Genomic DNA, 25,889 nt, shown 5'->3' with positions numbered 1-25,889 from the left:
TAAGGCTGCCAAATGCGGGAGTAGATCTTTAAAACCCCTGTTTTATTGTACACATCCAACACCAAGCCCGGAAATCCGTCATTCTCCCCGTGGATACCTCTGTAACCGGTAACTCCTTTACTCCTTAGGTTTTCGCGCTGGACATAGGCTTTATTGAGTTGCGATTTCCAAAAGTTGGCCGACAGCTGTAAGCGCCCAGCCCTAAAAATAATTTTAATGCGAATCACCTCCTCCGGATCCCACAGTCCAAACGCAAAAGGCTTATTGGTTCTTTGATCGAAAAGAACACATAAGCTCCCCGCCAAAGCGTTTTTACTGGGACCTTTTACAATACTTTGTTCAAATACCCAAGGGTGACCTTGTTTCACCGCTTTTTCAGCAGCTTTATTGAGTTTAATGGCTATGGTTGCAGGTACTTTCATACGGTATATAAAAATAATAGTTTTCGGAAAAGTAGGCTGATAATGCTCCTTTTTTCCTTAGGGATACTTTAGTTGCTAAAGGTAGGGGTCACTCCCCATTTCCAATGCAAGCGGGCAACATAATTCATTTTATTCGGTTGGCAACGGTCAATGGTAAAATTCGTTTAAAATATTTAGTGGATATTTATATTCAATCATTTTCTTAAATATAAAGTTGGCGCAGCCAAAACTCCTTAAACGCAAAATAGTGTTCGAAAGCTCCGAGATCAGGAGCGAAGGAACGTAGCGACGCGGAGTTTCGAACACGGTTTTTCGACCTCGTTGTCGGAAAAATTTATTGGTTAAGGTGTCTTTTCTTTTGGTTCGTTTTCTTTGGACAAGCAAAGAAAATGAACAAACACTCAAAGAAAAGTATACCGACTTCTGTAAAGTTAATAAGTCACCTTATGACGAACAACCACATTCTACAAGTGAAATACAAAAATAACAGTGCAGCAACAAAGATCAGTACAATAAAACCACTTGAGTAAATTGAAAGACAACTTGATTAATTGAGGCTAATACAGAACCTGAAAAAATAATTTACTCTAATAATCATTGATATTTCGATAAAATAAACACTTAATCCACATGACCCAATTATTTCTTATCCAAATTGATAGCAATTTCTGGATAAAAACAATAAAAGATTTTGAACCGTTATTATAACACTAGTCTTTAGTTCGATACACCTTATGAATGAAGTATCGCATCGCAAATCCTACTATCAATAACCCTATACCGGAAATTAGCACGTTAAGCGGTAGAGAAACCGCCATCAACAGACATCCTATAAGTCCGCCAATAGGAATAAATGTGCCATACAGCTTATCTTTTTTCGGCTGTTTGAGGGCTGCAATATTGGTTATGCTATAATACAGTAAAATACTAAAGGTAGCAGCGCGCACAATAAAGGGGAAGGAACCAAAGAGGGTAAAGAGCAAGATAATGAGGCCGGTAACCAGCACTCCAAAATGGGGCACTTGGTAGCGAGTATGTATGGATTGAAAAACAGGGGGAATGTCGGCCCTTCTACCCATAGCCAGCAACATCCTACTAATTCCTAGAATTTGACTCAATAATACCCCCAACATAGCGGTAGCGGCCCCCAGGGTTACAACGAGGCTTATTGCGGGGGTAGATAGGCTGTTGGCCACCAATTGTAAAGGGGATGTGCTACTGGCCATTTGCTCCGTGCCTATGACCCCAATGGCCACAAGGGAAATTACAATATATAAACATATAGCGGTTACAATGGTTATTATAATGGCTTTGGGAATTGTTTTCTTAGGTTGCCCCACTTCTTCTGCTAGGGTGGCGATTCTTGCATAGCCGGTAAAGGCAAAGAAAAGGATGGCTGCGGATTCTGCTATTCCCGCTACGCCGAAAGGGGCGAAGGGTGTAAAGTGTTCCGATTTCATTTCCGGAATGCCACTAACCGCTAAATAAATAAGGGACAAGAGGGTAAGGGTGACAATTAACAAGTTTAGATTCCCTACCTTTTTGATACCGAAATAATTGGCGATAGTTAGTAAAACAACGGCCACAACAGAAAGAGTTATGGGAGCAACTATGGGAACCAATTGGTGGAAATAGCTGCCAAATCCAATAGCCACTACGCCGGCTGCTGCTAGTTTAGAAACCAGGAACATCCAACCTGCGGAAAAACCTAGGGCCGGATTCAACAACCTATAGCCGTATTCGTAGGTACCTCCAGATTGTGGGTAGACGGCTGCCAATTGTGCCGAACTCAGTGCATTGAAAGCAGCGATAATTCCCGCTGCCAGGAGTCCCACCACAAAGGCAGGTCCGGACACCCCCGCTGCCAATCCTGTTACCACAAAAATTCCCGCTCCAATAATGGCACCCAATCCAATGCCTACCGCATCCGTTAAGCTAAGGGATCTTTTTAGGGAGGTTTTTTCTTTATTTTTCATTCTCATTATTTAAGGGACCCCAATCCCCATTTATTCGCTTCTTCCCCTTGTACTTTAGTGGAAGTTTGCTTGGCATACTGCCTATCTATACAGAGGTATGCCAACTCCCCAAAGGGTATGGCGGCTAAGATAAGAGCTTTAAAATAGCCTATCAAACCTTATTTAAAATAGCCAACAGGAAACTTGGAACATGGGGGTAAGGCAGCCATCCGCTTTACAATAGAAAATCGATGTATATACTACTCGGACCGCTGCGGTTTCTGAGGATTGCATTGCCCTTATACCATTAATCCGCGCTACACATGTTTGTTAAAGTACATGGTCTTGGACCCGTTTTGAAAGAAGCCAATTCTAGGTGTTTTCTGCAACGGACCACTATATTCTGAAGACGGTATACGAATCCCCGCGTTAGCTATTGCAGCGGCATCTTTTTTTGGTTTTTTTGTCACGCTGCCCCTTTTCCTGCAAGGTTTTGCAAACCTTGTAGGTATTGGCCGAGGTGTTGCAATAGGACTGCGATATTATTGGACTCTGGGAAGCTAAAAAAAAATACAGCGGAAAGAGCGACCCGATAGGGGAACGCCCAAAATAAAAATAGCCCTGCCATATTCTAAAGCTTGGAAGCGGGGTTTATCTATGGAAATCCAAGGAGTTAGAGGGGTAGTTGTTGATAAGTGGTTGATTTGCAGTTGCTACAAAGGTGTGTCAATTATTTTATATATATTTAATACTTGTATGAATATCCAATTTTAGAGGGATGTTTCCTTATTTAACCAACCACTACCATGATGAAATATGTACCCATCCTACCCTTGTTTTTTCTACTCTCTAATTGCTTTACTTCTGCAGAGAAAAATAAAGATTCGGCCGAATCCACCCTTAAAATGGAGGTACCCCTACAAAAGGACGAAGGGAGCGCAAGTAGCAGTGCTGCTCTAAATAATGCCACCGCCCAGCAGGAGATTCTAACTCCCCTTAAAGATCAGGAAGTGGGGGACACGACTGCTACCACCGAAATTCACTTTACGGAATTATGGATATGGGAATACCTTACGGCGGAGGGCGAATGGAAGGAATTATGGGTGTATAGGGAACCCAATTTAAATTATTGGTTGTTTGAAAGATTTTCGTCGTTTGGTTGGAGTAGTGCCATGTGCGAATGGGTGGTAGCAAAGCCAAACGGAGCTTATATCTTTAATTTTCAACCCGCAGAAATGAACACCCCCAATTCTCTGGATACGCAGCTAGTGGAATTTGAGGATGAAAAGGAATTTCCTGACTTTTGGAAGCCTACGGGTGAATTAAAATCCTTTGGAGAGCCTGCCCATGGATGGGAAAATTTTGAAGGGGAAAAGTATGAAGTGTTTTTTAAAGGTCAGCCAAAACCTTCCCTGTTTTATTTGGGAACCAGCGAAATTGACATGCGACCCGTATATAACTTTAGTAGATTGGAGGGCGATATAGCATTACCTATTAAATTTCCTTGGGGAATCCCTAAGAACATGGTGGTTTTAAGCGAGGAAACAACGCTGGAATATTTTAATAAGAAGGTGCATTACCGCTTTAAAGAAATTTCTCCCAATTCCTACTATGTGTATTTGCCAAAGGAGTAAGATGGCGAAGCACTACGCTATAATTCCCTGGCTTACAGAGAGGCTAAAGGTGGGTATTCCCTGTGTCCTTAGCCAACGGGATAGGGTTCATTGTTTATGAGTTTATTTTTAATAAGGGGATTAATGGCTACCAAATCCTTTGCGAATTGGATCTTGTCCTTTGGCGACACTATCATCTCACTATGCTTCCCATATTTAATGATAATTCGGTCAAAGGAAGGGGCAGGGGAGGCAATGATGTTCTGGGTTTTGGATATCGTCTTGATTTGATCTATATCAATGGGCTTATAAGAAAAAATGCCGCATTTTATCCGAAGCATGTTGCCGTCAATAGTGTATCGGGTATTAAAGAAAAGGTGTAGAATAAATACAAAGACAATACTAAGGAATAGGGTTATGCGTAGGGTCTCCCCGTTAATCCCACCCTTCACTATATCGGGCACAAGCGGACCAAAAAAAACTAGAAATATAAATACTACCAACCCGAAGGATACTTTTGCTGGGTAGGTCTTTTCCGTTGACTTTCTCATAGAACTAATTACGATTGCTGGTAAAACAAACTTTTTAAAACTACGTACTCACTAAGTGAGATTTAAAGGCTTCGACCCTAGGGTCGATTTGGATTTGCTATTTTCCGTCCGATTCCCATTACGTTATTACGGGCTTGCCCGAATTGTATGGGCGGGCCTGCGCTAAGGTAATTGTTAAAGTGACTGGTAACCAATATAACAAAATTAACGGTAGGAAGGAAGTATTAGCATGCGTCTTTCATAGCAACGGCATTAAAGGAGTCTTCATGGTTATTCCTGTGAAATTTAAAGGGAGGCGTTAATCTGCTGTTAGTTTATGTAGGATGGTATTCACTTTTTTAGCTTCAAACTTTTGAAGAATCCGTAGTATTAATTGCAATACCTTGGTTCTGGGAGCTTTAATGCGCTTACTAAGCGTTAGTACTCCCTGGTCTATTTTAGTTATCGCTCCTTGGTTTAAGTCGGCCCCTAGGGACCAAAGGAGGTTGGCCGAGTTCCATGATTGCTGTCGCGCCTTTCGCATACTAAAATCTATAAGCTTTTCATCCTTGTTTTCTCCTATCCAATCTAGAAGGAATAATAGGGGGGACACACGACTGAGGCGGTCTTGCATCTCATTTACGATCTGAAAAAGTATGTCGTTTACCTTCATAAAATCAGCTTCAATATCCCTTATTTCCGTATTGGACATCGTAGTGGCAGTAGCTATTGCAAGGTCAAGGTTGATATGCGTATTCATGCCTAACATAATGTGCTGTACAATGGTCAAAGGTTCCTGGGCATGATGAAAGGCGTAGGTCCAAGAAGCACAAACAAATTCTTTGTTTTTGTAATTTGTATAGGCATCCAAATATAAATTGGCAAATGCTACATCTAGCATTTCCATACGGGGGTTGTCCTCAAAATTCCCGAGCGCAATTTCCGATGCAATTTCCGCTGTAGTACGACGGTAGATATAGGCAAATAAACCCATTCGGTTATTATTGGATATACATTCCGCAATAATAGCATCCAGTTTTTCCAGAACATCATGAATGGTGGTGGCAGGTGGCATTGGTAATTTGTTTGGATTGGTTTGTTAAAAATAGGGAAACTGTTTCTAATAAGGGGTCTTATCTAGGATTAAGATCAGTTCTTTAGTTGTAAGTTAATAGTGAGCTCTATATCCTTATCCACCAAAGTTTTGTCGGCCCAGTTCCCTTTATAGGCTACATTCCACAGAAAACGGTCAATGGTAAATCTAGTGACGAAGGAAGCATTGGAATAGGTTGCTCCAAATTCAATGTTTTTGGTGAAGTCTTTTATGGTTAGGTTCCCAGCTACCAATAGACTGTCGCCCTGCAGTGGTTTTATATGGGTAATTAGAAGCCTGGCGGTGGGAAACTTCTCCACATGAAAGAAGTCCTCACTTTTCAGGTGATTGTTCAAGTTATTTCTGGGAATAGGTTCATGGTCCGGAATATCGGTTACCTCTATGCTTGTCATGTCTACGATAAATTTTCCACCTATCAATTGCTGGTTTTCTGAAATAAAGTACCCGCTTTGCAGGGAAATGTCGCCCTCGTGTTTGCCTGCACCCCGCATTTTAGTACCCTTCCAATGTAGTTCCGATTTTTTTGTGTCAATTTTTAGGGTATCACCTGTGTGTTTCATTGTTACAGGGGGCCTTGCTGCAGTTATGGATGCTTTTGGTGCTTCGGATGTATGTTTCCCAATGCAAGCGCTAAAATAGAGGGGAATTAGAAAAGTTAGGCCGATTTTATTCATAATTGGGAATATTTAATCCCAAAATAATATCTCTATGCACAGTTACTAACCCATCCTTCAATACGGGTTTTACAATCCCCGAACCACCACGCTGTTTTAAAGTGTTTCGTTCTTCTTGTGTTAACATAGGGTCGTCCTCAAAGACCACATCATCAATATAATATTCATTAATAGTAGGTTCCTTAACGGTAAAATGAATGTGTTGAGGTTCCCTTCCGTTGGGGTATGCTGCGGGTCTAAAAGTGTAGAAGGTATAGTTCCCTGTCCTATCTGTTTTTACCCAACCCCGTATATAGCCGTGTCTTTTTCCCCAGCCTTTTTCATTCCCCTTTTTAGGATACACTCCGTTGCGATCTGTTTGATAGATGTAGACCACCACATTTTCGGCAGGGGTTTTGCCATCCCTTTTAAAGACCGTTCCACTTATTTTTAGTTTGGGCTCGTTCTCCTGAAATCCCGGAAGGGTATCTATAGTCGACAATTTTTTGTCGTCGTATTCAAAAACGGCCTCACAACCTTGACAGGGACCTCCCACTAATTTTTTGGCATCCCCTTTTTTTGTTTGTGATTGACAGGAGAGAACGGTCATCAATACAACTGGCACCATTATTAAAAATCTCATTTTAGGTATGATTTTAGACCAAAGCTGGCTACTTATTAAATACTGTTGGAGGAGGGAGTAGTAAAAATAAGGATTTTAGAGGGTTTTTTTATTATAGATACCGATATGATTTAATTTAATTGATTGCTAGAACTAGCCGTTAACTGATGATTCCACGTTCCTAACAACAAAAAAAGGTGCAATCCGCAGATTGCACCTTTCTTATAAAAACGGTTACTATTAATTCCCTTCCTGCGTGCTGTCTATCTCCAACATAAAGTCAAGGATAGTTTTATTAGCTGCGGTTATTTCTGCCTCCAGGGTGTCGCTTGGCATATAACCATTTAACGCTGTTACAACCCTGTAGTCGCCCGCGTCTAGCCCCATAATGGTATAGTTGCCATCTACATCGGAGAATCCAGTAGTATTTAAAGTATCAGCAGCAAATACGGAGATCTGTGCTCCTTCTAAGGCCACTTCTGTTGAATCCTTAATTGTTTTTACCATTCCTGTTAGCGTCCCTGCGGTGGATAGATTGCTGGCCTTGATCACGGGCTTAAAGTTGAATCCGGTGATACCATCTACTTTATTGGTGCTACCTTTGGCAACAAAAGAACGACTCACGTCAAAATCTAATAGCAGATCGGAAGAGAGTCCGCCTTTAACCGTAAGACCAGGTTTTATAAAGACCTTTATCCCTGTCTGCTCGCCGCTAGGTACTTTTAGATCGTAGGTAGTGCCATCGGTAAGAACCACATTCACCCCTTTTACATAAACACGCACAAGGTCGTAAACCCCTACCGGAACCTCTAGGTCTACCAAAGTCTCCGTAACCCCATTGGTTAATTCCAATAGGTTTACCGGCACTTCTTCCTCCATAAGAACTACAAAAGGAGAACCATCGTTTTCCTCGGACGTTTCGCCATCCTTACTTTTATTTCTGGCATCTATCTTAAATACGGTTACATTAGCCTCTGCAACCAGATGATGTGGAAATGGAGCATCCGTTAGGTGAACGGACAACCTACCCGTATCCGAGCCTGCATCGTTATTATCGGTACATCCAATAGTGAGGCTTAAAAATGCAATGGTAAAAATTAATATTAAATTCTTTTTCATTTTGTTCTTTTTCGTTAAACATTAAATAGTTAGTTCAATCCCCCTAAAAGGAACATTGTATAACTATAACCACCTACCCCTATGGTTACCCTACCTAATAATCGACATTTTTTTGTAGAAAGCTCTTTAAGGAGTTTAAAGGAGGTGGAGTTTTTTATTAGAATCTTAGGTGGAATCGTATAAGTTAGCATTCTGAGAGTGTTTTGGAGTGATGCCTAAATCCTTATTAAATAAACGTCATGCCTATGTAAAATCGTACTTAGGCAGAAATTTAAAATTACCCTGAATTAGGCTTGTAGTAGGTATCTCTATGGTTTAAAGGGAGGATGTCCATAGAACTTCACCATTTATCATTCCACTCTGTTTTGATTTTCACGCTATTTATCGCACTTTTGCGTTTTATTTTACACTTATAACACGGCGAGTCGCTAATCATCTAATAAATTATTACCAGAATGGATTATAAATTACAAATCCCAAAAGGATATACTCCTCAATTAAATATACAAGAGACAGAACAAGCAATTAAATTGATTAAAGATTTTTTTGAGCTTAGTTTATCATCCGAATTGAGATTAAGAAGAATCACGGCACCTTTATTCGTGAAAAAAGGATCTGGTATTAATGATGACCTTAGCGGTATAGAACGCCCTGTTACCTTTCCAATAAAGAGCATGAACGATGAAGAAGCCGAAATTGTTCATTCACTGGCCAAATGGAAAAGACTTGCTTTGGCGCAATTAGACATTGAGTCGGGTTACGGAGTATATACGGATATGAATGCCCTGCGTCCGGACGAGGTTTTTTCAAATATCCATTCCATCTATGTAGATCAATGGGATTGGGAACGAGTAGTTTCTGAAGAAGAAAGAAACTTAGATTTCCTTAAATACATTGTTAGGAAAATTTACAGCATTTTTAAAAGGGTAGAATATGTGGTATACGAGCGTTACCCACATTTAAAGCCGGTACTTCCAAGGGAAATTACGTTCATTCACACAGAAGAATTAGCAGCACAGTATCCTAACCTTTCATCCAAAGAAAGAGAAACAGCAGTCACTAAAAAATATGGAGCCGTATTTATAATCGGAATTGGCGGAGTGTTGGCAGAAGGGGAAAAACACGATGGAAGAGCTCCTGATTATGACGACTGGAGTACCGAAACCGAAAATGGGCTAAAAGGGCTAAATGGGGATATCCTTCTTTGGAATCCTATGCTAGAAGAAGCTTTGGAGCTTTCCTCTATGGGAATTCGCGTTGATAAGGATGCCCTTAACAAGCAATTAGCGATTGAAGGTGCGGAAGATAGAAAAGAATTAATGTGGCATAAGATGCTACTTAACGATGAGCTTCCGTTATCCATTGGAGGAGGAATAGGTCAGTCCCGACTATGTATGTTCTTCTTGAAGAAAGCGCATATTGGAGAAATTCAGACCAGTATCTGGCCAGAGGAAATGATTGAAGAATGTAAGCAGGGAAATATTCCAATTCTACGATAGGGATTCCACGCTTTAAAATACTATAAATGGCTGTCGATATTATTTGGCAGCCATTTTTGTATTCGCTGAGATCTAGCACGCGTGTGGTGCTTGCCCGCCTGCAAAGGGGGCTTACTCTGAATAGGCGCCAGAAGAATAGGTTAATTCATAGCTATGAGAATAAATTTCAAATACGATTCCGAAAGGATCTTCCACATAGCACATTCTATAGGGCTTGTCATCTGGATAATACGATCTTATAGGCATTCTTTGTTTCCCACCAGCAGCAACAATCTTGTCTACTAATTCTTCAATATTTGGATCATGGATACTAAAAAAAGCACTATTGAAGTATTGTTGATCACCAAAAGAATGGTTGAAAATGTCTTCAATAGCGCTTTAAATTGAATATTTTAGCTAAGACGGCTGCTTATTCGGGCAGACCATACGTATCTACAACATAGTCGATATCCTTATCGCCCCTACCACTTAAATTAACCAAAATAGATTTTTGAGGTTGCTCCTTAGCTAGTTTTAAGGCATAGGCCACGGCATGCGAGCTCTCCAGTGCAGGAATAATACCTTCTAAGCGACTTAGTTCATAGAAAGCATCAATGGCTTCTTTGTCGTTAATAATATCGTAATTAACCCTGTTTTCATCTTTTAGCATGCAGTGTTCTGGTCCTACAGCCGGATAGTCTAGACCACTGGCTACGGAATATACGGGGGCTGGCTCTCCTTTTTCGTCCTTTAGCATATAGGATTTAAATCCATGCATCACCCCTGGGGTTCCCAAGGTCATGGATGCTGCATTCTCCCCATATTCCATGGAGCGTCCTGCGGGTTCTACACCATGTATCTTGCACTCTTCATCATTAAGGAAAGCAGAGAACAACCCAATAGCATTACTACCACCACCCACACAGGCAACCACATTATCTGGTAATTCACCCGTCATATCCAAAAACTGTTCACGCGCTTCAATCCCGACAACGCGTTGAAAATCGCGCACCATCATAGGAAACGGATGAGGTCCTACCACAGAACCAATGCAGTAAATGGTATTTTCAGGGTCTTTTAGGTAGGCTTCAAAAGCGGAATCTACCGCCTCTTTTAAGGTTTTAAGCCCGTGTGTAGCGGGAACAATAGTGGCCCCTAATATTTTCATGCGCACCACATTTGGGTGCTGTTTTTTAATATCCACTTCCCCCATGTGTATTTCGCACTCTAAACCAAAATAAGCGGCAGCGGTAGCCAAAGCCACTCCATGTTGGCCTGCACCTGTTTCTGCTATAAGCTTCTTTTTGCCTAGGTGTTTGGCTAGCAGGGCTTCACCCATACAGTGATTTAGTTTATGAGCGCCTGAATGGTTTAAGTCTTCACGCTTTAAATAAATTCGCCCTCCGTATTTTTCGGATAAACGAGCGCAATAATAAACAGGAGTTGGACGACCTTGGTAATGTTTGCGTATGCTGCGCAGTTCCTGTATAAAATTATGCGATTTACTAATGGTATGGTAAGCATCCGTTATCTTTTTCATTTCAACTTCTAGTGATGGCGGAATAAAAGAACCACCGTACTCACCGAAAAAACCTTCACTATTAGGATATTTTTTAAAATAATTGCTCATGAAAATATTTTTAATCAATTAATATCGTAAATATGGATAAAAATAAGCACTTTCTTGCTGCTACGCTACCCGCAATATGTTTTTCAGGGATGAATAAAAATCCATTGATATTTTTCTTCCAACATTCTCACTAAATTAAAGGGAAACATACTTTAAGCATAAGGGGGAATCACTAAATACTGATCCAACTTTTGGTTAAAGGCTAGCGGATCCTTCCACTGCGATTGCTACATTAATAAGGCGTTTTTTCTCCTCCCGCTATGCTCAAAGTGGCCTGGCAAGTACGGGAGGAGGGTGACAATTGTCATAAAACCTGACTTGCTAAAACTTTACTTTTATGTCACATTAAATAAGGTTTATTCATATGACGGAAATACAAATTGCACAAAGCGTTACCCCCAAGCATATTAGCGAAATCGCAGCGAAAATGGCAATTCCGGAAGAGAAGCTGGAGTACTATGGTAACGACAAAGCAAAACTTCCTATAGATATTATTGATGAAGAAAAAGTAAAAAAGAACAATCTCATCTTAGTGACTGCAATTACACCTACTCCACCTGGCGAAGGAAAGACTACTACTTCCATTGGGTTGGTAGATGCATTAGGCTATCTAAAGAAGAAAGCGGTGGCAGTAATTCGCGAACCTAGTTTAGGTCCAGTCTTTGGCATAAAAGGGGGTGCTGCTGGGGGTGGTAGGAGTCAGGTTATTCCCATGGTAGATATTAATCTGCATTTTACGGGGGACTTTCATGCCATTGAAAAAGCAAATAACCTTCTTGCAGCGCTTATCGATAATAACATTCAAAGTAAAAAGAGAAACCTTGGGATAGATCCTAGAACCGTAGTTTGGAAACGGTGTATGGATATGAATGATAGGGGATTAAGAAATATTGTGGCAGCACTTGGTGGAAAAGCTGGTGGTATACCCAGGGAAACGGGGTTTAATATTACGGCAGCATCCGAGATTATGGCGATTCTTTGCTTGGCCACAGATTTGGAGGACCTAAAAGAAAAATGTGGGAACATCTATGTGGGGGATACCTGGGAAGGAAAGGCTATATATGCGAAGGATTTAAATGCCAATGGTGCTATGGCGGTGCTATTAAAAGATGCGATAAAACCTAATCTAGTGCAAACCCTGGAAGGTAATCCCGCCATTATCCACGGAGGGCCTTTTGCCAATATTGCGCAAGGGACCAATTCTATTGTGGCTACAAAAATGGGGATGACATTAAGTGATTATACTATTACTGAAGCCGGATTTGGGTCCGACTTAGGGGCTGAGAAGTTTTTGAATATTAAGTGTCGCGCAGCAGGTATATCTCCTAAAACCATTGTTTTGGTCGCAACTATCAGAGCTTTAAAGTATCATGGGGGCAAATCATTAAAAGAAATTACACAAGAAGATGTAGCAGCACTAAAGAAGGGACTGCCTAATTTGGAAGGACATATTGCTAGCCTAAAAAGTTTTGGAATTCCCATTGTTGTTTCTATAAATGCTTTTAAAACGGATACCAAAGCGGAAATGCAAGTAGTAGAAGCCCACTGTAAGAAATTAGGTATTCCCGTTGCTTTGAGTTATGGTTGGGAGAAAGGAGGGAAAGGGTGTTTAGATCTCGCTGAAAAAGTAATTGAGATGGCCAGCACCTGTAGTAACGAATTTAATCCTACTTACCGTCTAAAGGACAGTTTGCAAACCAAGATGGAAAAAATTTGTAGAACCATTTATGGGGCGGATAATGTTGTTTTAAGTAATCTGGCTATTTCCCAATTACGCAAATATGAAGCCATGGGGTATGGGAATTTACCAGTCTGTATGGCAAAAACAGAAAAAAGTTTTAGTGATGATAAAAAGCGATTAGGCCGACCAAAGGACTTCGATATCCATATTAGGGAGTTTGAAATAGCAACAGGAGCTGGGTTTGTTATTCCTATTGCGGGTAATATGTTGCGTATGCCTGGATTGCCTGCTACCCCGGCTGCTGAGAACATCACTATTGATGGGAATGGCACTATAGCGGGGTTGTTTTAAAAATATTAAATCGGGACGCATAAGCTAACTGCTTTTGAGGACGTATAATGGGCGTGATATTGGTAATAGCAGAGTGGTTGCTAAAATTACTCCTTATTATGCCCTGTGAAATGCTCCATGGTTTTATAAATTCCTAGAACATCTCCTGCAAACCAATCAAAAACATTTATGGACATTAGTGCCTGCCCGAAACGGGTAAGCCTGTAAATGTATCCCGGGATACTCAACATTTTTTTATTTTTCTCAATGGCTCTAACAATAGTAAGTGCTGTTGCTTCAGGTTCCAGTATGGGTAATTTTGATCTAACCCCATCAAACATTCCAGTATTGATGTAGTAGGGCATTATGGTGGTAATATGTATATTCTTATTCATTTGTTTCATCTCTAAACGCAAACTATCAGACCAACCAATGAGTGACCATTTGCTTGCTGCGTAAACAGACATTCTAGGATTGGAAATTAATCCCCCAGAGGAAGCGATATTGCAAATATGCCCTGAGTTTTGATTTATCATATCCTCAAGGAACTCCCTGGTGATAAGCATGGGGGCATTGGCATTTATTTCCATCGTTTTTGAAATTTCGGATACCGAATGCTCGCTGAAATATTTACCAACTATGATCCCTGCATTATTTATCAGTACATCAACTACACCTATTTCCTGCTTAACTTTTTTGGCGGTTTCTTGTATTTGGGTGATGTTAGATACATCTACATGGTAACCAACCACTTTTCCTATATTGGAGAATTCGGTTAGGGTGTCATCTATTTTCTCTTGATTAATATCCCAAATGATAAGGTTGGCGTTCCGTTCTAACATCAATCGAACCATTATTTTACCGATACCAGATGCGCCACCTGTAATTAAAACCGTTTTGCCTTCTAATTTTTTCATCTCCTTAGTATATCATTACATCCCTTACTGGGGATTGGGTGAACATGGCCCTTTTTTTATCATTAACAACCAAGTATCACCCTTCTACAAATAAGCGGTCTAGTTCCTCTATGTTCCTAAGGACTTAATTCCCGTAGGCAATATTTCAATCGACTTTAAATCGCCCTTAGTTTCTTTCCAATACTGGAATAGATAGTTTGATGGGATCTTCTTACTTCCATGGCTGCCCATTTACTAATTGGTACTAACAATCTTATTTACGGGTACCTAATATAAGTTTTATTTGAGTAGGGTTTCCAATCTGCGTCAAAACCATCGCTATAAAAAATCCAATTCAACTAGGGAAATATACTTGCTAATCCCTTAATGGTTTTACTGATAAATTCACAAATACGGAATATAATTAGTATAGTTTTAGATTGCGGAATTTGTTGAAATTGAGTAAATTATAGTTTATTAAATTAATGGAAATTCAAGGGGATATAGGCTGTGGTTTTACAGGTTTTTTCCGATTGAGAGGTGCTATAGTGGTTATAATTATTAAACGGGTTTTCTTATGAGCCAGATGACTAAAGCGTACATAGCCCAGCCCGGCACAAGTGAATTGCGTTGGACGGGGGAGACTTCTACCTACTTTCTTGCGACAGGTGGGCTTACAGGTGAAACTATCTGCGTGGTGGAAGAACAGGCGATACGGGGTGAGAGTATCCCACTTCACAAACACGACGATATGGAGTGTTTCTACATTTTAGAGGGCGAAGTAATGTTCTATTTTGGTGTAGAGCCAGGGACGGAAGCAAGGGCAGGTGCCTTTGTGCACATTCCGGGGAATACAATACACGGTTTTCGAATTGAGTCGGAAATAGCCCGTTACCTTATTCTAACTACGCCGCGTCATGGCGAATTCTATAGAGCAATTTCCTTGCCGGCAACCCGTGCTACTATAGGTGATGAAATTATTGAACAAGCCTGCCAACAATACGAGGTTGAGTTGGTGGGACCATTACCTAATTAGACCTATCGATTCTTTCGACTTTCCTTGTTTGGAAGTAAATGTGCTTTTTGAGTAGTTCAGAATCCGCATAATCGCAAAAAGCTTCTTTAATGCTTTATGGTCGCCATAGCGCTAATTATTGGGCATCAACAGATGGAGCAACTATACGGGTATTATGAATTTAGGGGTTAGTAAGAATTTACACCAGTTTATTTTTTATTCTGAAATAAAAGTAGGAATTTGATACTTTTAATTGGATAAAGCTTGGCATTATTACTAATAAGTGCCTAATACTAATATTGTTTTATAAGGATAAAAAAGTATGTGTGTAATATCAGATAAAATTAAGTTTTGTACCTGTGTTGATCCTAAGGTAGATATATATGAACTGGATCATTATTGGGTGCTAAATAGATATAACAAGCAGAAGAATTTGATTGTAATGGGGCAATTTATGCCATCGGAAAATAAGTTTACCGATAACTACCAGCAGAACGAACTGAAAATAAGTAATGCGCTTAACAAAGCAGAGAGCTTTGATAAACCAATTAGCTTTAAACAAAAGGATCGACTACAAATAATATTAAACAGTGCTATAGAAAACATCCGGGATAAAATGGAGTTCGATTTTGAATATAAGTCTGGAACCTGGCACAGGGTTTTGGACGAAGATCCATTTTATATTTCCAGTCATTTCGACGAAATACATGCAGGTGAATTAAAAGAATTGGACTAGTGTGAGGGCTCCGTTCCTATTTTGGAGCGGAGCTGACTACACGGATATTCACTACTGCCTAACCGGTATAAGCACCAGAGGAATAGGTTAGTTCGTAACTATGGGTGTAAATTTCAAAAACAATTCCGAAAGGATCTTCCACATAGCACATTTTATAGGGTTTATCATTGGGATAATATTCCCTTATGGGCATTCGCTGTTTCCCCCCAGCGGAAACAATCCTATCGATTAAATTCTCAATATTAGGGTCTTGGATACAAAAATGAAAAAGTCCGGTATTAAAAGGGTTGAATTCTGGAGCTTCCTTAACTCCGTGGGGAAAGGAAAACAATTCAATTCCAATTCCATCTGATGTAGCCATATGAGCTATTTCAAATGCTTCCCAATCTTCACCAAAAACATCAATACACATTTGTCCAATAGCTGTATCTCTTTCTTTTTTTACAACGGAAGGTTCCATAATTATATACCATCCCATTACTTCGGAATAGAATTTAACAGCCTCCTTAATTTTGGGAACGGTTATTCCTATATGGGAAAACGATTTTGGATAAGTTTCTTCTTTTTGCATAATTATCTAATTTTTGTAGGGTGTAAATTAACGGTATATTTGCCTGTTAAGCAATAAGTTACCCAAAAGTGCTATAGGTGACAAAAAGAGTAAATTGCTATTAATCAGCTAACTGTATAATTATTATGAGTAAAGTTTATTGCCCTCTTAACTATACCATGAACCTAATAGGAACAAAATGGAAGCCACTTGTTTTATTCCATTTATTGGATGGCCCTATTCGTTCTGGAGTTCTGCAAAAGAAGGTTCCGGATATTTCCAATAAAATGTTCACTCAAACAGTACGGGAATTAGAAAGGGACCATCTTATCAGCAGAAAGGTTTATCCGGTGGTTCCTCCGAAAGTGGAATACGAATTAACTGAAAAGGGGAAATCCTTAGAGTCTATTTTAAGAAGCTTGGATAGGTGGGGAAAAGATATGTCTAGCTTCTAATAAAACTTCCCGTGACTTAGTAAGGTACGGAATTATAAGCACAATTTATCGGCCAAGGATTAAGTTGTGTTTTAGATATGCCATCCAAACAGTAGTTGCCTTAATTCTTGGCTGACTTGGATACTGTGTTTGTCAAGATTCTTTTTTTATCAAATAGACCATGTAGGCAAGATATACCACTAACAGAATTAACGCCTCCCACCGATCTAGCTTTTTCCTTTGCCCCGTGAACATAGCGATAAATAGAAAAATGGTCCCAGCTGCTAGCAGGTATATTTCGGTGTTGAAAGCGGTGTCGTACTTAATAGGATTGATAAGTGAACTTGCCGCCAAAATGAAAAATATATTGAAGATATTGGAGCCAATGACGTTCCCTACAGCTATATCATTATTCTTTTTTAATACGGCAACTACGGAAGTAGCCAATTCGGGTAAAGAGGTGCCTGCTGCTACAATGGTTAGACCAATAATTTTTTCGCTCATGCCCAGTGTTGTAGCTAACTCAATTGCGTTGATTACCACAAACCTTCCCCCAATGACTAGTCCTGCCAACCCCAAGATTACCAGTCCGACAATTTTGAATGATGAAAGTTTATTTTGTACTATTTCCGGTTCAGCCAAATCTGTCTTAAGCTGTTTGTAAACATAAATGAAAAATAGCCCGAACATAAGGAGAAGCACAAACCCCTCTATCCTTGAAAGACTTGCCGCGCCAGTAGAGAAAAAGGGATTGGCAAAAAGGTAAAGGAGTATGATGGCTATAAAGGAAATTGGTATTTCTTTCCAAACGGTGCTAGATTGGACGACTAAGGGAGATAATAGCCCTGTAAGGCCAAGGATTATAAAGAGGTTGAAATTGTTGCTGCCAATAACATTTCCAAAAACAATGTCCTGATGATTTTGATAGGATGCAAAAGTGTTTACCACCAGTTCTGGTGCAGATGTCCCAAAGGCAACAATGGTAAGCCCTATAGCCAGATCGGATACGTTATATCTTTTGGCAAGTGCCGAAGCGCCTTTAACCAGCCAATCTGCTCCTAGCACCAGTAGGGCAAGTCCAAGAAAAATAAGCAGTATTTGAATTAACATTGATTTTTTCCAATTATTGTTTCAGGCAACTTAGGGTTGAATTGACATCTACAAATAACCCTGTTTTGTCTATATCTAATATATGTCATAATTCTTTTTGGACCTCACATGGGCAAAATAATATTTCAGAAAAATTCCCTTGTCTTTTTGGGAATTTTGCTTGCTTTTCCCTTCATGCTTATGTGGTTGATTTTGACATTGATTTCCACGCTATTTGTCCATAGAATATAATCAGCTTGGAGTAGTGAATGAGTACAATAGGGGAGTGGCCGACCACCCAATAGAGGTTACTTTTTGAATTTATTTTTTATTGCTCGTTCAACCCTATATAGAAGAATCATTGTGAGTATTAAAATGATAAGTATGCCAGCGAACCCTTCCACAATAGAGGGTGCCATAAAGAATCCTAAGAAGCTGATTAAAATAAGAAGAAAGCCCATACGAATCATTTCTTTAGAAGAATAGTGCTGCGCAAAGTCCCATCTTTCCTGACTCTTTTTGGATGAAGAAGTTCTATAGCCATACCAGTTGTTGATTTTCTTTGGTGGGTATTTTAAAGATATCCAACCAATCAATATAAACCCTATGCCCGTAATCATATAGCTTATAAAAAAAGGGCTTTCTATTATTGAGTTTGGCAAAATACGCTTTTTAGATTATGGTGTTTACTAAAGTTTGGTTATGCCCAGTTTGGACACTTTATTCAATCTAAGATATAGTATTAAATGCTGTATTGCAAGTCGCTTAGTGCCAGATTCTTAAAATAATTAGTAAGCTGCCAGCGCCTCTATACTCTCTGTACTATAACCGAGTATACAAGGGATTTGGTAAAGGGTGGTTTAGTCCCTGCGAGTCGCCAATATCCCCAAATAGTCAAACCTGCCTTACGACAAAGATAAACCTGCCCGACTACACAGGCGGGCGTACTAAAGAAACTTTGTGGAAGTCTATTTCCTATTTTCTTTGACTTGCTTACACCGTTTTGTTTTTTTGTAGCCTCTTATTTTAATATATTGATGTATGATTACGATCCTAACTTTTAGGCGTTTGGTTTTTGGTCTTTTTCTTCTGATGAATGCGTTTGTGGGAACTGCTCAGGATACCTTAAGTACCAAACAGTTATTGGCCACAGATTTTAAAAATGTCTATCAGGGTGTAAAACATACCTATACACGCCCCTTGCAATGGAAAAAAAAGGATTTTCTTACTGCAGGCTCCATCGTATTAGGGACCGCCGTATTATATACTTTTGATGAGGATAGCTCCAATTGGTTTAGGAAACAGGAAGATGACGTTCCCAGTGTGCTTAAAGAATCGGGTTATTACCTTGGAAAACCGTTATACAATTACTCCCTAAATGGCAGTGTATATTTGCTGGGTTTGGTTACCAAAAATGAAAACATACGGCATACAGGCGTCCTCTTGCTTTCCTCTTCTGTAGCTATGGGAATACTTCAGAGCATATCCAAAACTGTTGTAGGACGTGCAAGACCTATGGCTGAAGTGGGAAAATCAGCTTTTAAGCCATTTAGCAAGGAAGCCGCGTATCATAGTTTCCCCTCCGGACATACTGCTTTGTCCTTCACCACTTTTTATGCCCTAGGAAAGCAATTTAATAATCCTTGGATCAAGGGTGGGTTCTATACCCTTGGGATGATTTCCCCAGTATCTAGAATATGGGCTGGAGCCCATTGGTTAACAGATGTGGCCTTAAGTGTAGCGGTGAGTGTGGTAGTGGTAGATTCTATAGATAAATTCTTGAAAAGAGAGGAGAATCAAAATTCGTTTTCTGAAAATAAGATTAGTTGGACCCTGCAGATGGGACCTGGTACCATTGGCTTTAAAGGCACATTTTAGAAGCGTGGTTTAGCATTTGTCATGAATGGCCAGTACAAAGTAATAAGCGTCTTTTTTCATTCCATTGATGCGTAGCTTCTGAAAAGACACCTTAAACACCCTGCCTAGGTTGGATTTGTTTAAAAGGTGAGTCAAGTCTCGTAGTTCTGTGTGTACGCTTAATAAAGGAGGGGAGTCCATATGGCTACTCCGGTTTTAATGGAGGGCCAACTACCTGCATACCGCTTTCTGTGAAAATGTTTTCAATTTCCTTAGATGTAGGCTCGTGATCTAAACCTGCCATCTCAAGAAAGAAATCCTCAAATTTTCCAGCGGATTACACGGTTACGGTCATTTTACCCAAGTCCGATTTCTGTGTCGATGTTACTTACCTTCACCAGCACTTACCTTAAATCCAACAATTTTCTTTGTGGTGATTTTTCATTTGAAGGAAAGACCAAGAAGGGTAGGGTAGGGATGGAAAGAAGTGCTGCAATAAATCCCTTTCTTTTCATAACCAAAGATTTTAAAGAGTTATGAAGCGACCCAATAATTTTATACTCTACGTTACGCCTTAAATCAATTCCTTATTAAAATGCTTAGTTAATTTAACCCACAGTAATTAAGTGCAGTACTGCCTCCTATATCTGCTGCCAAGAGGTTAAATTATTTTTGCGGCAATATCCTAGATAAGTGGAATAGCCTTTTTCTTAGGTTTTATTTGATAAGAAGGGGAAGTAGGAGGTTGCAGGTATAGAGAAAGCTTAAGTGTAAGATACAGAAAGTGACACATTCTTATATTATTGGAAATTCCCAAGCTTTATGTCTTCCGGTTTGGGGTGGAGTAACCAGAACCGCTGTAGCAAAGCTTTTTAATGTCCAAAAAAGCCATCATCAGATAGGTTTTGAGGCTTACCATGATTAATAATAGTACCAAACCGAACAGAAGGTTACAATCAACCAGCCATCCAGTAGAATCAGCGGCCTGCTGTCTAACGGAAACAGTATCTTTGCGCCTTTAAAATAGTATAATTGAAATCTTTTCCAATAAACAGGAAAAGAGGAAGTTAATTGTATAGATTAGAATACTGGAATAAATAAATTGTAAATCCTTTTTAATAGTACAAAATATGAAATTTGTTGGTAGTCAGATGGCTCATTATATGAGTGATAGAGATTTTAAAAGAAACTACAAGATTCTATTTAAGTATTTGATTTTTTTAGGATTTGTCATTGTAATTTATTCGGTTCTCTTCCATTTTATAATGGAGTTTGAAGGCCAACATCATTCTTGGATTACAGGCTTTTACTGGACACTGACTGTGATGAGCACCCTTGGTTTTGGTGACATTACTTTTGCGTCCGACCTTGGTCGTATTTTCAGTATTGTGGTGCTGCTTTCGGGAATATTTATGTTAATGATCGTATTGCCGTTCGCATTTATTAGGCACTTTTATATTCCTCTTTTGGAGTCGAGAAAGAATATCAAGGTGCTTCGTGAAGTTCCCTCCAAAACAAAGGACCACATCTTAATCTGCTCTTATGATGTTATAGCAAGAGATCTTACGGAGCGATTAATACAGGAGGAAATCCCATTTTATGTCATTGAGAACCGTATGGAACAAGCCCTTAAAAATCATGAGGACCGCGTTCCCGTACTATATGGGGAATTGGACAATAAGGAGACCTATCTCCTAGCCAATATAAAGGATGCAAAATTGGTGTTAGTCAATAGAGACGATTTTCTAAATACTAAGATTATTCTCACAATACGCGAAATAGCCCCTGAGATCCCTATTGTCGCCATTGCAACCAATATTGAATCAATAGATGTACAGCAACTCAGTGGCGCCAATCATGTTCTGCCGGTAAAAAAATGGCTGGGTGAGCAATTGGCCAACAGGGTAAATACACAGCATGCAGAATCACATCCCATAGGCCAATATGAAGACTTATTGATTGCTGAATTGCCTGTTCATGACACCCCCTTGGTCTCTAAACGAATTCGTGAAACAGGATTAAGGCAAAAATTTGGGGTGAGTATAGTAGGAATTTGGGAGCGTGGAAGATTGCAACCTATAAAAGGGGATGAAATACTGACCTATGATAGTGTACTGGTAATTATTGGGAACAAAGAACAGCTCCATAGAATAGATGAGCTTTTTCACGATTATAGTATCAACCCCAATCCTGTACTGTTAATTGGAGCTGGTAAAGTTGGTTTATCGGCGGCTAGGGCTTTGCATAAAAATGGGGTTTTGGTGAATGTTGTTGATAAAGATCCAGAGGTATGCAAAAGGGTAAAACCCTACTGTCATCAAGTATTCTCAGGGGATGCCTCAGATTATCAACTCCTAAAACGCGCCGGAATCCTTGAAGCGCCCTCGGTATTGCTTTCTACCCATGACGACACCTCCAATATTTATTTGGCCTCATATTGTCGTCGACTTAATAACGACGTACGCATTGTGAGTCGTATTTCCGAAGCTCGAAATGTTGATATCATGCAAAAAGCGGGGGCAGATTTTGTGTTGAGTTATTCCACCTTAGGCTCTGAAGCCGTTTTGTCCATTGCTAAAGGTCAGGAGCTCACCGTCTTAGGGGAGGGGTTTACCTTGTTTATCATCCCGATTCCAAAGTCTTTAGAAGGGTTGACTCTTGCCGAATCTGAGATAGGCACTAAGACGGGCTTATCTGTGATTGCCATTAAAGAAAATTCTGAAGCCAAAACATTGCTATCGGCCTCTACCATACTGCCCCCTGGCGCTGAAATAGTAATGCTTGGAAACATAGACATGAAGCAGAAATTCAACAAGATATATGTGAATGGCGGATGATGGCCAAAATGTAAGTATATAGATTATATGAATAGGGGGTAAGGGGTTAGTTTCGGTAGTTCTTGAAGTCTATTTTATTCCTGGCGGAGTCTAATTATGGAAATCTAAATCGGAATCATGGGAATACTAGAACGATGATTCAATAGGGTGTTCTTAAAGGAATTGGCATTTTAGAGACATGGCCCGTACCTATTTAGGGGCGGACCTGTCTACGCTATTATGGGCATTTATACTTCTTCAACTACTGTAATAGGAATTAACCCAACACCGTATTATTTTGTGTAAGGTATTCTTCTTGAAGTTTTTCTCATCAAAACATTTATCAGATCATCTGAAGAAGAACCAAGTCCACCCTTAATGTTTTTAAAGTAATTTACCACCACTTCATTGTCACTAAAATTGGCCGATATTTTAATCCCAAGCTTATGGGGATACTAGAATAGGGGATAGGCCTATATAATAACCTACCCCTACTAATTACATAATCTTGGAAATATCCCATTCTTCATTGGATGGCTCCCTAACGATGGATGCTGCTTCCGGTAGTCCATTGACCTTCATGTTTTTGGCATCCCATTGTATACGAGCACCATTCAAGCGAAGAGATAGTACCCCCAGTAGGGTTAATTCGGTAAGCTGACTTCCATAATCGAGATTGGCGCTGGATTGCCCTCCGTTTTTGATGGCATCTACCCAGTCGCGATAATGACCTTTAGATCGTGGAATCCTTTCCGCGGGTGGTTGATAAGATTGTCTCAAGGATTCGGGAAATATCTGTGGAAACCGATTACCGCCATCGGTGATAATAACCCCTTTATCGCCCACGTACATGGCGCTCCTTCCTCCAAATTTATAATCTGGCGGCAAATGCGGATTCCATTCCGGTTTTAAGCCTCCGGAATACCAGTGTAATTTGAGGGCAGCCTGACCCTTTCTTTCGGGAAAATGATAGGTGCCGGCTTCTCCATAAGGAGCAATTTCACCATTGCTTTGTCCGGCAGGGTAAATTTGAACATGAGACGGGCTCGATAGATCGAAGGCCCAAAAAGGTGCATCCATATCGTGACATCCAAAGTCTCCCAATGCACCGCAACCATATATCCAAAAATCCCGCCAAGTGACTGGCGAAAAAAGATCGTTATAGGGCCTAAATGGAGTCGGCCCCAACCATTCCTTCCAATCAAAATCATTTGGAAGTGGACTGGAATCTTGAGGGAGACCTGTAATACCAGGGGTCCAACGACCTGCAGGAACCCACGCATGGATTTCGCGTACAGTTCCGATAGCACCATCTTGCAGATATTCCACCAAGGAACGGATGCCATCCCGACTATGGCCCGAGTTACCCATCTGAGTGGCGAGTCCCGTTTCTTGAACTACCTTTCGTACCATTCTCGCTTCCCAAATATTGTGAGCCATGGGTTTCTCGCAATAAACATGCAATCCTGCCTTAAGGGCTGCGATGGTGATAAAAGCGTGGGTATGGTCAGGGGTGGAGCAAACAATGGCATCGATATCTTTTTCCTTATCCATCATTTCGCTAAAGCGTTTGTATTGTCGAACCACTTTGTTCTCTCCCTTTTGCTGATAATGGTTCTCTATCATTTCACAGACCGGTTCCCGACCGGCAATGGACCTGTAATAGAATCGATTTAAATCCCAATAACGACCTGGATCGGTGACCGAGGTAATCTGTACATCGTCCAATTTAAGTAAGTTACGAACATTAATCTGGCCCTGACCCCCGGCTCCGACAATGCCGATGTTTACTTTGTCACTAGGTGCGGTATATCCTTTGCCTCCAAGAACATACCTGGGAAGTATCATAAAACCCCCAACTGCGGCTGATGTGTTTCGGATAAATTGTCGTCGGCCGGCAGAGGGCGAATTTGGCTTCTTCATCATGCTACATTTTTAATTTGAAATTCAAGGTAAGGATTAATTTTGAAAACGAAGATGTATGTCGTTTAACGTATTGGAACAGGATTAATCTATTGATGTGACTGTGAACCCCTTATCCCCGTGCGATTGCATCGGAATTTTTATAAACTAGATCGCTACGATTCTGGAGGCCAGACCCAAGATCAAGCATACGCATGGAGTCGTACCAGAAATGCATGGCATTCATGAATGCCGACCACACGAAAACTTCTTAGTTAATTTAGTTATTTTAGTTATTGGTTGTAGTTATTTTTATTCAAAGATTTTAAAAATTCATCTGCTGTCATAACAGGTAATAATGATTTTTTAAAGTCCTTTCCATTTCTTGTTATTATAATTTCACATTCTGATTCTGTTGCGCAGAAATATTGTAAAGCATCTTCAAAGTCCTTAATCGAAGAATTGAGTCCTTTTTCAATCGTCTGTTCATTGAGCGAGCATATTTCACAGATTATCTTAAACTTTCTTAGTTTTTCACTTGCTGTTTTAACGTTCTCAAATTTTGCTAGAAAATAGTTTACAGTAGCAAAAGAAATGGGCGAAACAACCATTGTTATTTTTTCTTTTTCAGCTAAGGTTGCGATTTTTGCAATCGGTTCGTAAAATGGTTTGCGCTCTCCTAAAAAATCCAACATGACATTGGTATCTATAAATATTCTTTTGCTCATTTATATTTCTCAATTAAAAAATCAGAATATTCTTTTTTGTAATCCAAATCAGTAGGAATTTCAGTTCCGGTTGAGATACTTTTTACGAAAGGTGAAATCTCAAATTCAGAGGTGTCATTTTCAGATGTCAAAGATTGTAAATAAGCTTCTACAATGCGAGATAGACTCATTTTTTTGGTAGCAGCATATTCTTTAGCTTTTTCAATAACATGTTGATTAAGTTTTAATGTTAATTTAGTGTCCATAATATAATTAATGTATACGTATAAATATAATAAAATAATCCGTACAGTTTGGATTGTTGATGAATTTTGATGTGAGGTTTAACTACATCCAACGGCCCAGCTGGTATAGGAAATGCAGTTGTAAACATTCCACTTTATTTTCTGAATTTCCCGTATCCCTCTCACGAATCCTGTCTTGCAAGGCAGATTTTTTTTTAAAGCTCTTCCCACTGAAGTAGGTTTTTGCCTATTTAAGTTTTTTTATAATTCTGTGGATAATGGTCCTGGATGTCCTTACGGTTGATGGTCATGATATTCTCTAAGGTATATCTTAACCATTCATACGTATTTACCTGGTGTTTTTTGCAGGTAGCAAAATAAGAATAGATACCATCGGCCCTTTGTGCGGCATATTTGATTTCAGAGAAACTATGATATTTTTTCTTTCGTCAATTTTTGTCATATTGTAGCTAAGTGTGGGTATAATAACAAGTT

The 25,889-nt window shown here is 39.8% G+C and carries 22 protein-coding genes and 3 pseudogenes; 8 read left to right on the top strand and 17 right to left on the bottom strand.

The features are described from left to right. Both F1E73_RS13615 and F1E73_RS13610 read right to left on the bottom strand, forming a co-directional pair. Positions 1–422 (bottom strand): annotated as a pseudogene (locus F1E73_RS13615) (class I SAM-dependent rRNA methyltransferase); the annotation flags it as partial. A 710-nt stretch (positions 423–1,132) separates the two neighbouring features. After that, on the bottom strand, positions 1,133–2,398 hold the full coding sequence (locus F1E73_RS13610) for an APC family permease (protein ID WP_223883433.1): 1,266 nt from the start codon (positions 2,396–2,398) through the stop codon (positions 1,133–1,135). Between the two features lie 785 nt (positions 2,399–3,183). On the opposite strand from F1E73_RS13610, the gene F1E73_RS13605 reads away from it, so the two are divergent. Further along, positions 3,184–4,011, top strand: a complete 828-nt coding sequence (locus F1E73_RS13605; protein ID WP_150452216.1) for a hypothetical protein — start codon at positions 3,184–3,186, stop codon at positions 4,009–4,011. A 68-nt stretch (positions 4,012–4,079) separates the two neighbouring features. Here F1E73_RS13605 and F1E73_RS13600 read toward each other — a convergent pair whose 3' ends face one another. The 5 genes from F1E73_RS13600 to F1E73_RS13580 form a co-directional block, all read right to left on the bottom strand. Further along, positions 4,080–4,541: a PH domain-containing protein gene (locus tag F1E73_RS13600; protein WP_150452215.1), complete on the bottom strand. Its 462-nt coding sequence runs from the start codon at positions 4,539–4,541 to the stop codon at positions 4,080–4,082. Between the two features lie 298 nt (positions 4,542–4,839). Then, positions 4,840–5,595, bottom strand: coding sequence for a DUF5995 family protein (locus F1E73_RS13595; RefSeq protein ID WP_086477605.1), 756 nt, complete (start codon positions 5,593–5,595; stop codon positions 4,840–4,842). Between the two features lie 74 nt (positions 5,596–5,669). Then, positions 5,670–6,308: a YceI family protein gene (locus F1E73_RS13590; protein WP_150452214.1), complete on the bottom strand. Its 639-nt coding sequence runs from the start codon at positions 6,306–6,308 to the stop codon at positions 5,670–5,672. Next, positions 6,301–6,930 (bottom strand): dioxygenase family protein, encoded by a 630-nt coding sequence (locus tag F1E73_RS13585; RefSeq protein WP_150452213.1) that lies wholly within the window; start codon positions 6,928–6,930, stop codon positions 6,301–6,303. Before F1E73_RS13585 ends, F1E73_RS13590 begins: the two co-directional genes overlap by 8 nt. Before the next feature lie 219 nt (positions 6,931–7,149). Then, positions 7,150–8,028 carry a DUF4382 domain-containing protein gene (locus tag F1E73_RS13580; RefSeq protein WP_086477608.1) on the bottom strand — a complete coding sequence of 293 codons (879 nt, stop codon included), beginning with the start codon at positions 8,026–8,028 and terminating at the stop codon, positions 7,150–7,152. Between the two features lie 455 nt (positions 8,029–8,483). Between F1E73_RS13580 and asnA the strand changes: the two genes are divergently transcribed. Beyond that, a complete protein-coding gene (gene asnA / locus F1E73_RS13575; protein WP_086477609.1) occupies positions 8,484–9,527 on the top strand; it encodes an aspartate--ammonia ligase in 1,044 nt (347 codons plus the stop codon). 111 nt (positions 9,528–9,638) lie between these two features. Here asnA and F1E73_RS13570 read toward each other — a convergent pair. Both F1E73_RS13570 and trpB read right to left on the bottom strand, forming a co-directional pair. Further along, positions 9,639–9,842 (bottom strand): annotated as a pseudogene (locus tag F1E73_RS13570) (glyoxalase); the annotation flags it as partial. 94 nt (positions 9,843–9,936) lie between these two features. Continuing rightward, positions 9,937–11,136, bottom strand: coding sequence for a tryptophan synthase subunit beta (gene trpB / locus F1E73_RS13565; RefSeq protein ID WP_150452212.1), 1,200 nt, complete (start codon positions 11,134–11,136; stop codon positions 9,937–9,939). 364 nt (positions 11,137–11,500) lie between these two features. Here trpB and F1E73_RS13560 point away from each other — a divergent pair, with 364 nt between their 5' ends. Then, positions 11,501–13,168, top strand: a complete 1,668-nt coding sequence (locus F1E73_RS13560) for a formate--tetrahydrofolate ligase (protein ID WP_150452211.1) — start codon at positions 11,501–11,503, stop codon at positions 13,166–13,168. A gap of 86 nt (positions 13,169–13,254) precedes the next feature. On the opposite strand, the gene F1E73_RS13555 is transcribed toward F1E73_RS13560, so the two are convergent. After that, on the bottom strand, positions 13,255–14,064 hold the full coding sequence (locus F1E73_RS13555) for an SDR family oxidoreductase (RefSeq protein ID WP_150452210.1): 810 nt from the start codon (positions 14,062–14,064) through the stop codon (positions 13,255–13,257). A 556-nt stretch (positions 14,065–14,620) separates the two neighbouring features. Between F1E73_RS13555 and F1E73_RS13550 the strand changes: the two genes are divergently transcribed. Beyond that, positions 14,621–15,079 (top strand): cupin domain-containing protein, encoded by a 459-nt coding sequence (locus F1E73_RS13550; protein WP_150452209.1) that lies wholly within the window; start codon positions 14,621–14,623, stop codon positions 15,077–15,079. A gap of 301 nt (positions 15,080–15,380) precedes the next feature. Then, positions 15,381–15,794, top strand: coding sequence for a hypothetical protein (locus F1E73_RS13545; RefSeq protein ID WP_150452208.1), 414 nt, complete (start codon positions 15,381–15,383; stop codon positions 15,792–15,794). 58 nt (positions 15,795–15,852) lie between these two features. Here the strand turns inward: F1E73_RS13545 and F1E73_RS13540 are convergent, their stop codons facing one another. Then, positions 15,853–16,365, bottom strand: coding sequence for a VOC family protein (locus tag F1E73_RS13540; protein ID WP_086478462.1), 513 nt, complete (start codon positions 16,363–16,365; stop codon positions 15,853–15,855). 125 nt (positions 16,366–16,490) lie between these two features. On the opposite strand from F1E73_RS13540, the gene F1E73_RS13535 reads away from it, so the two are divergent. Beyond that, positions 16,491–16,799, top strand: a complete 309-nt coding sequence (locus F1E73_RS13535) for a winged helix-turn-helix transcriptional regulator (RefSeq protein WP_150452207.1) — start codon at positions 16,491–16,493, stop codon at positions 16,797–16,799. A 132-nt stretch (positions 16,800–16,931) separates the two neighbouring features. Here F1E73_RS13535 and F1E73_RS13530 read toward each other — a convergent pair whose 3' ends face one another. Both F1E73_RS13530 and F1E73_RS18130 read right to left on the bottom strand, forming a co-directional pair. Next, positions 16,932–17,888: a calcium/sodium antiporter gene (locus F1E73_RS13530; protein ID WP_086478464.1), complete on the bottom strand. Its 957-nt coding sequence runs from the start codon at positions 17,886–17,888 to the stop codon at positions 16,932–16,934. Between the two features lie 287 nt (positions 17,889–18,175). Then, positions 18,176–18,487, bottom strand: a complete 312-nt coding sequence (locus F1E73_RS18130) for an SdpI family protein (RefSeq protein WP_086478465.1) — start codon at positions 18,485–18,487, stop codon at positions 18,176–18,178. A 421-nt stretch (positions 18,488–18,908) separates the two neighbouring features. On the opposite strand from F1E73_RS18130, the gene F1E73_RS13520 reads away from it, so the two are divergent. Together F1E73_RS13520 and F1E73_RS13515 are read left to right on the top strand one after the other, a co-directional pair. Next, positions 18,909–19,745 (top strand): phosphatase PAP2 family protein, encoded by an 837-nt coding sequence (locus F1E73_RS13520; protein ID WP_086478466.1) that lies wholly within the window; start codon positions 18,909–18,911, stop codon positions 19,743–19,745. A gap of 1,109 nt (positions 19,746–20,854) precedes the next feature. Continuing rightward, entirely contained in the window at positions 20,855–22,561 is a 1,707-nt protein-coding gene (locus F1E73_RS13515; protein ID WP_150452206.1) for a potassium channel family protein, read from the top strand. Between the two features lie 477 nt (positions 22,562–23,038). On the opposite strand, the gene F1E73_RS13510 is transcribed toward F1E73_RS13515, so the two are convergent. From F1E73_RS13510 to F1E73_RS13495, 4 genes and pseudogenes are all read right to left on the bottom strand, one after another. Further along, positions 23,039–24,466 (bottom strand): Gfo/Idh/MocA family protein, encoded by a 1,428-nt coding sequence (locus F1E73_RS13510; protein ID WP_223883432.1) that lies wholly within the window; start codon positions 24,464–24,466, stop codon positions 23,039–23,041. 269 nt (positions 24,467–24,735) lie between these two features. Continuing rightward, positions 24,736–25,170 carry a type II toxin-antitoxin system VapC family toxin gene (locus F1E73_RS13505; RefSeq protein ID WP_150452205.1) on the bottom strand — a complete coding sequence of 145 codons (435 nt, stop codon included), beginning with the start codon at positions 25,168–25,170 and terminating at the stop codon, positions 24,736–24,738. Beyond that, complete coding sequence (locus F1E73_RS13500; protein WP_086478470.1) at positions 25,167–25,415, bottom strand: DUF6364 family protein; 249 nt, start codon at positions 25,413–25,415, stop codon at positions 25,167–25,169. The genes F1E73_RS13505 and F1E73_RS13500 overlap by 4 nt, the downstream gene beginning before the upstream one ends. A 230-nt stretch (positions 25,416–25,645) precedes the next feature. Next, positions 25,646–25,807, bottom strand: a pseudogene (locus F1E73_RS13495) (transposase domain-containing protein); the annotation flags it as partial. Positions 25,808–25,889: the final 82 nt, after the last annotated feature.

This window comes from Arenibacter lacus (assembly GCF_008711145.1).
In the GTDB taxonomy this organism is placed as follows: Bacteria; Bacteroidota; Bacteroidia; order Flavobacteriales; family Flavobacteriaceae; genus Arenibacter; species Arenibacter amylolyticus.
This window is presented reverse-complemented; position numbering and strand designations above follow the sequence as displayed.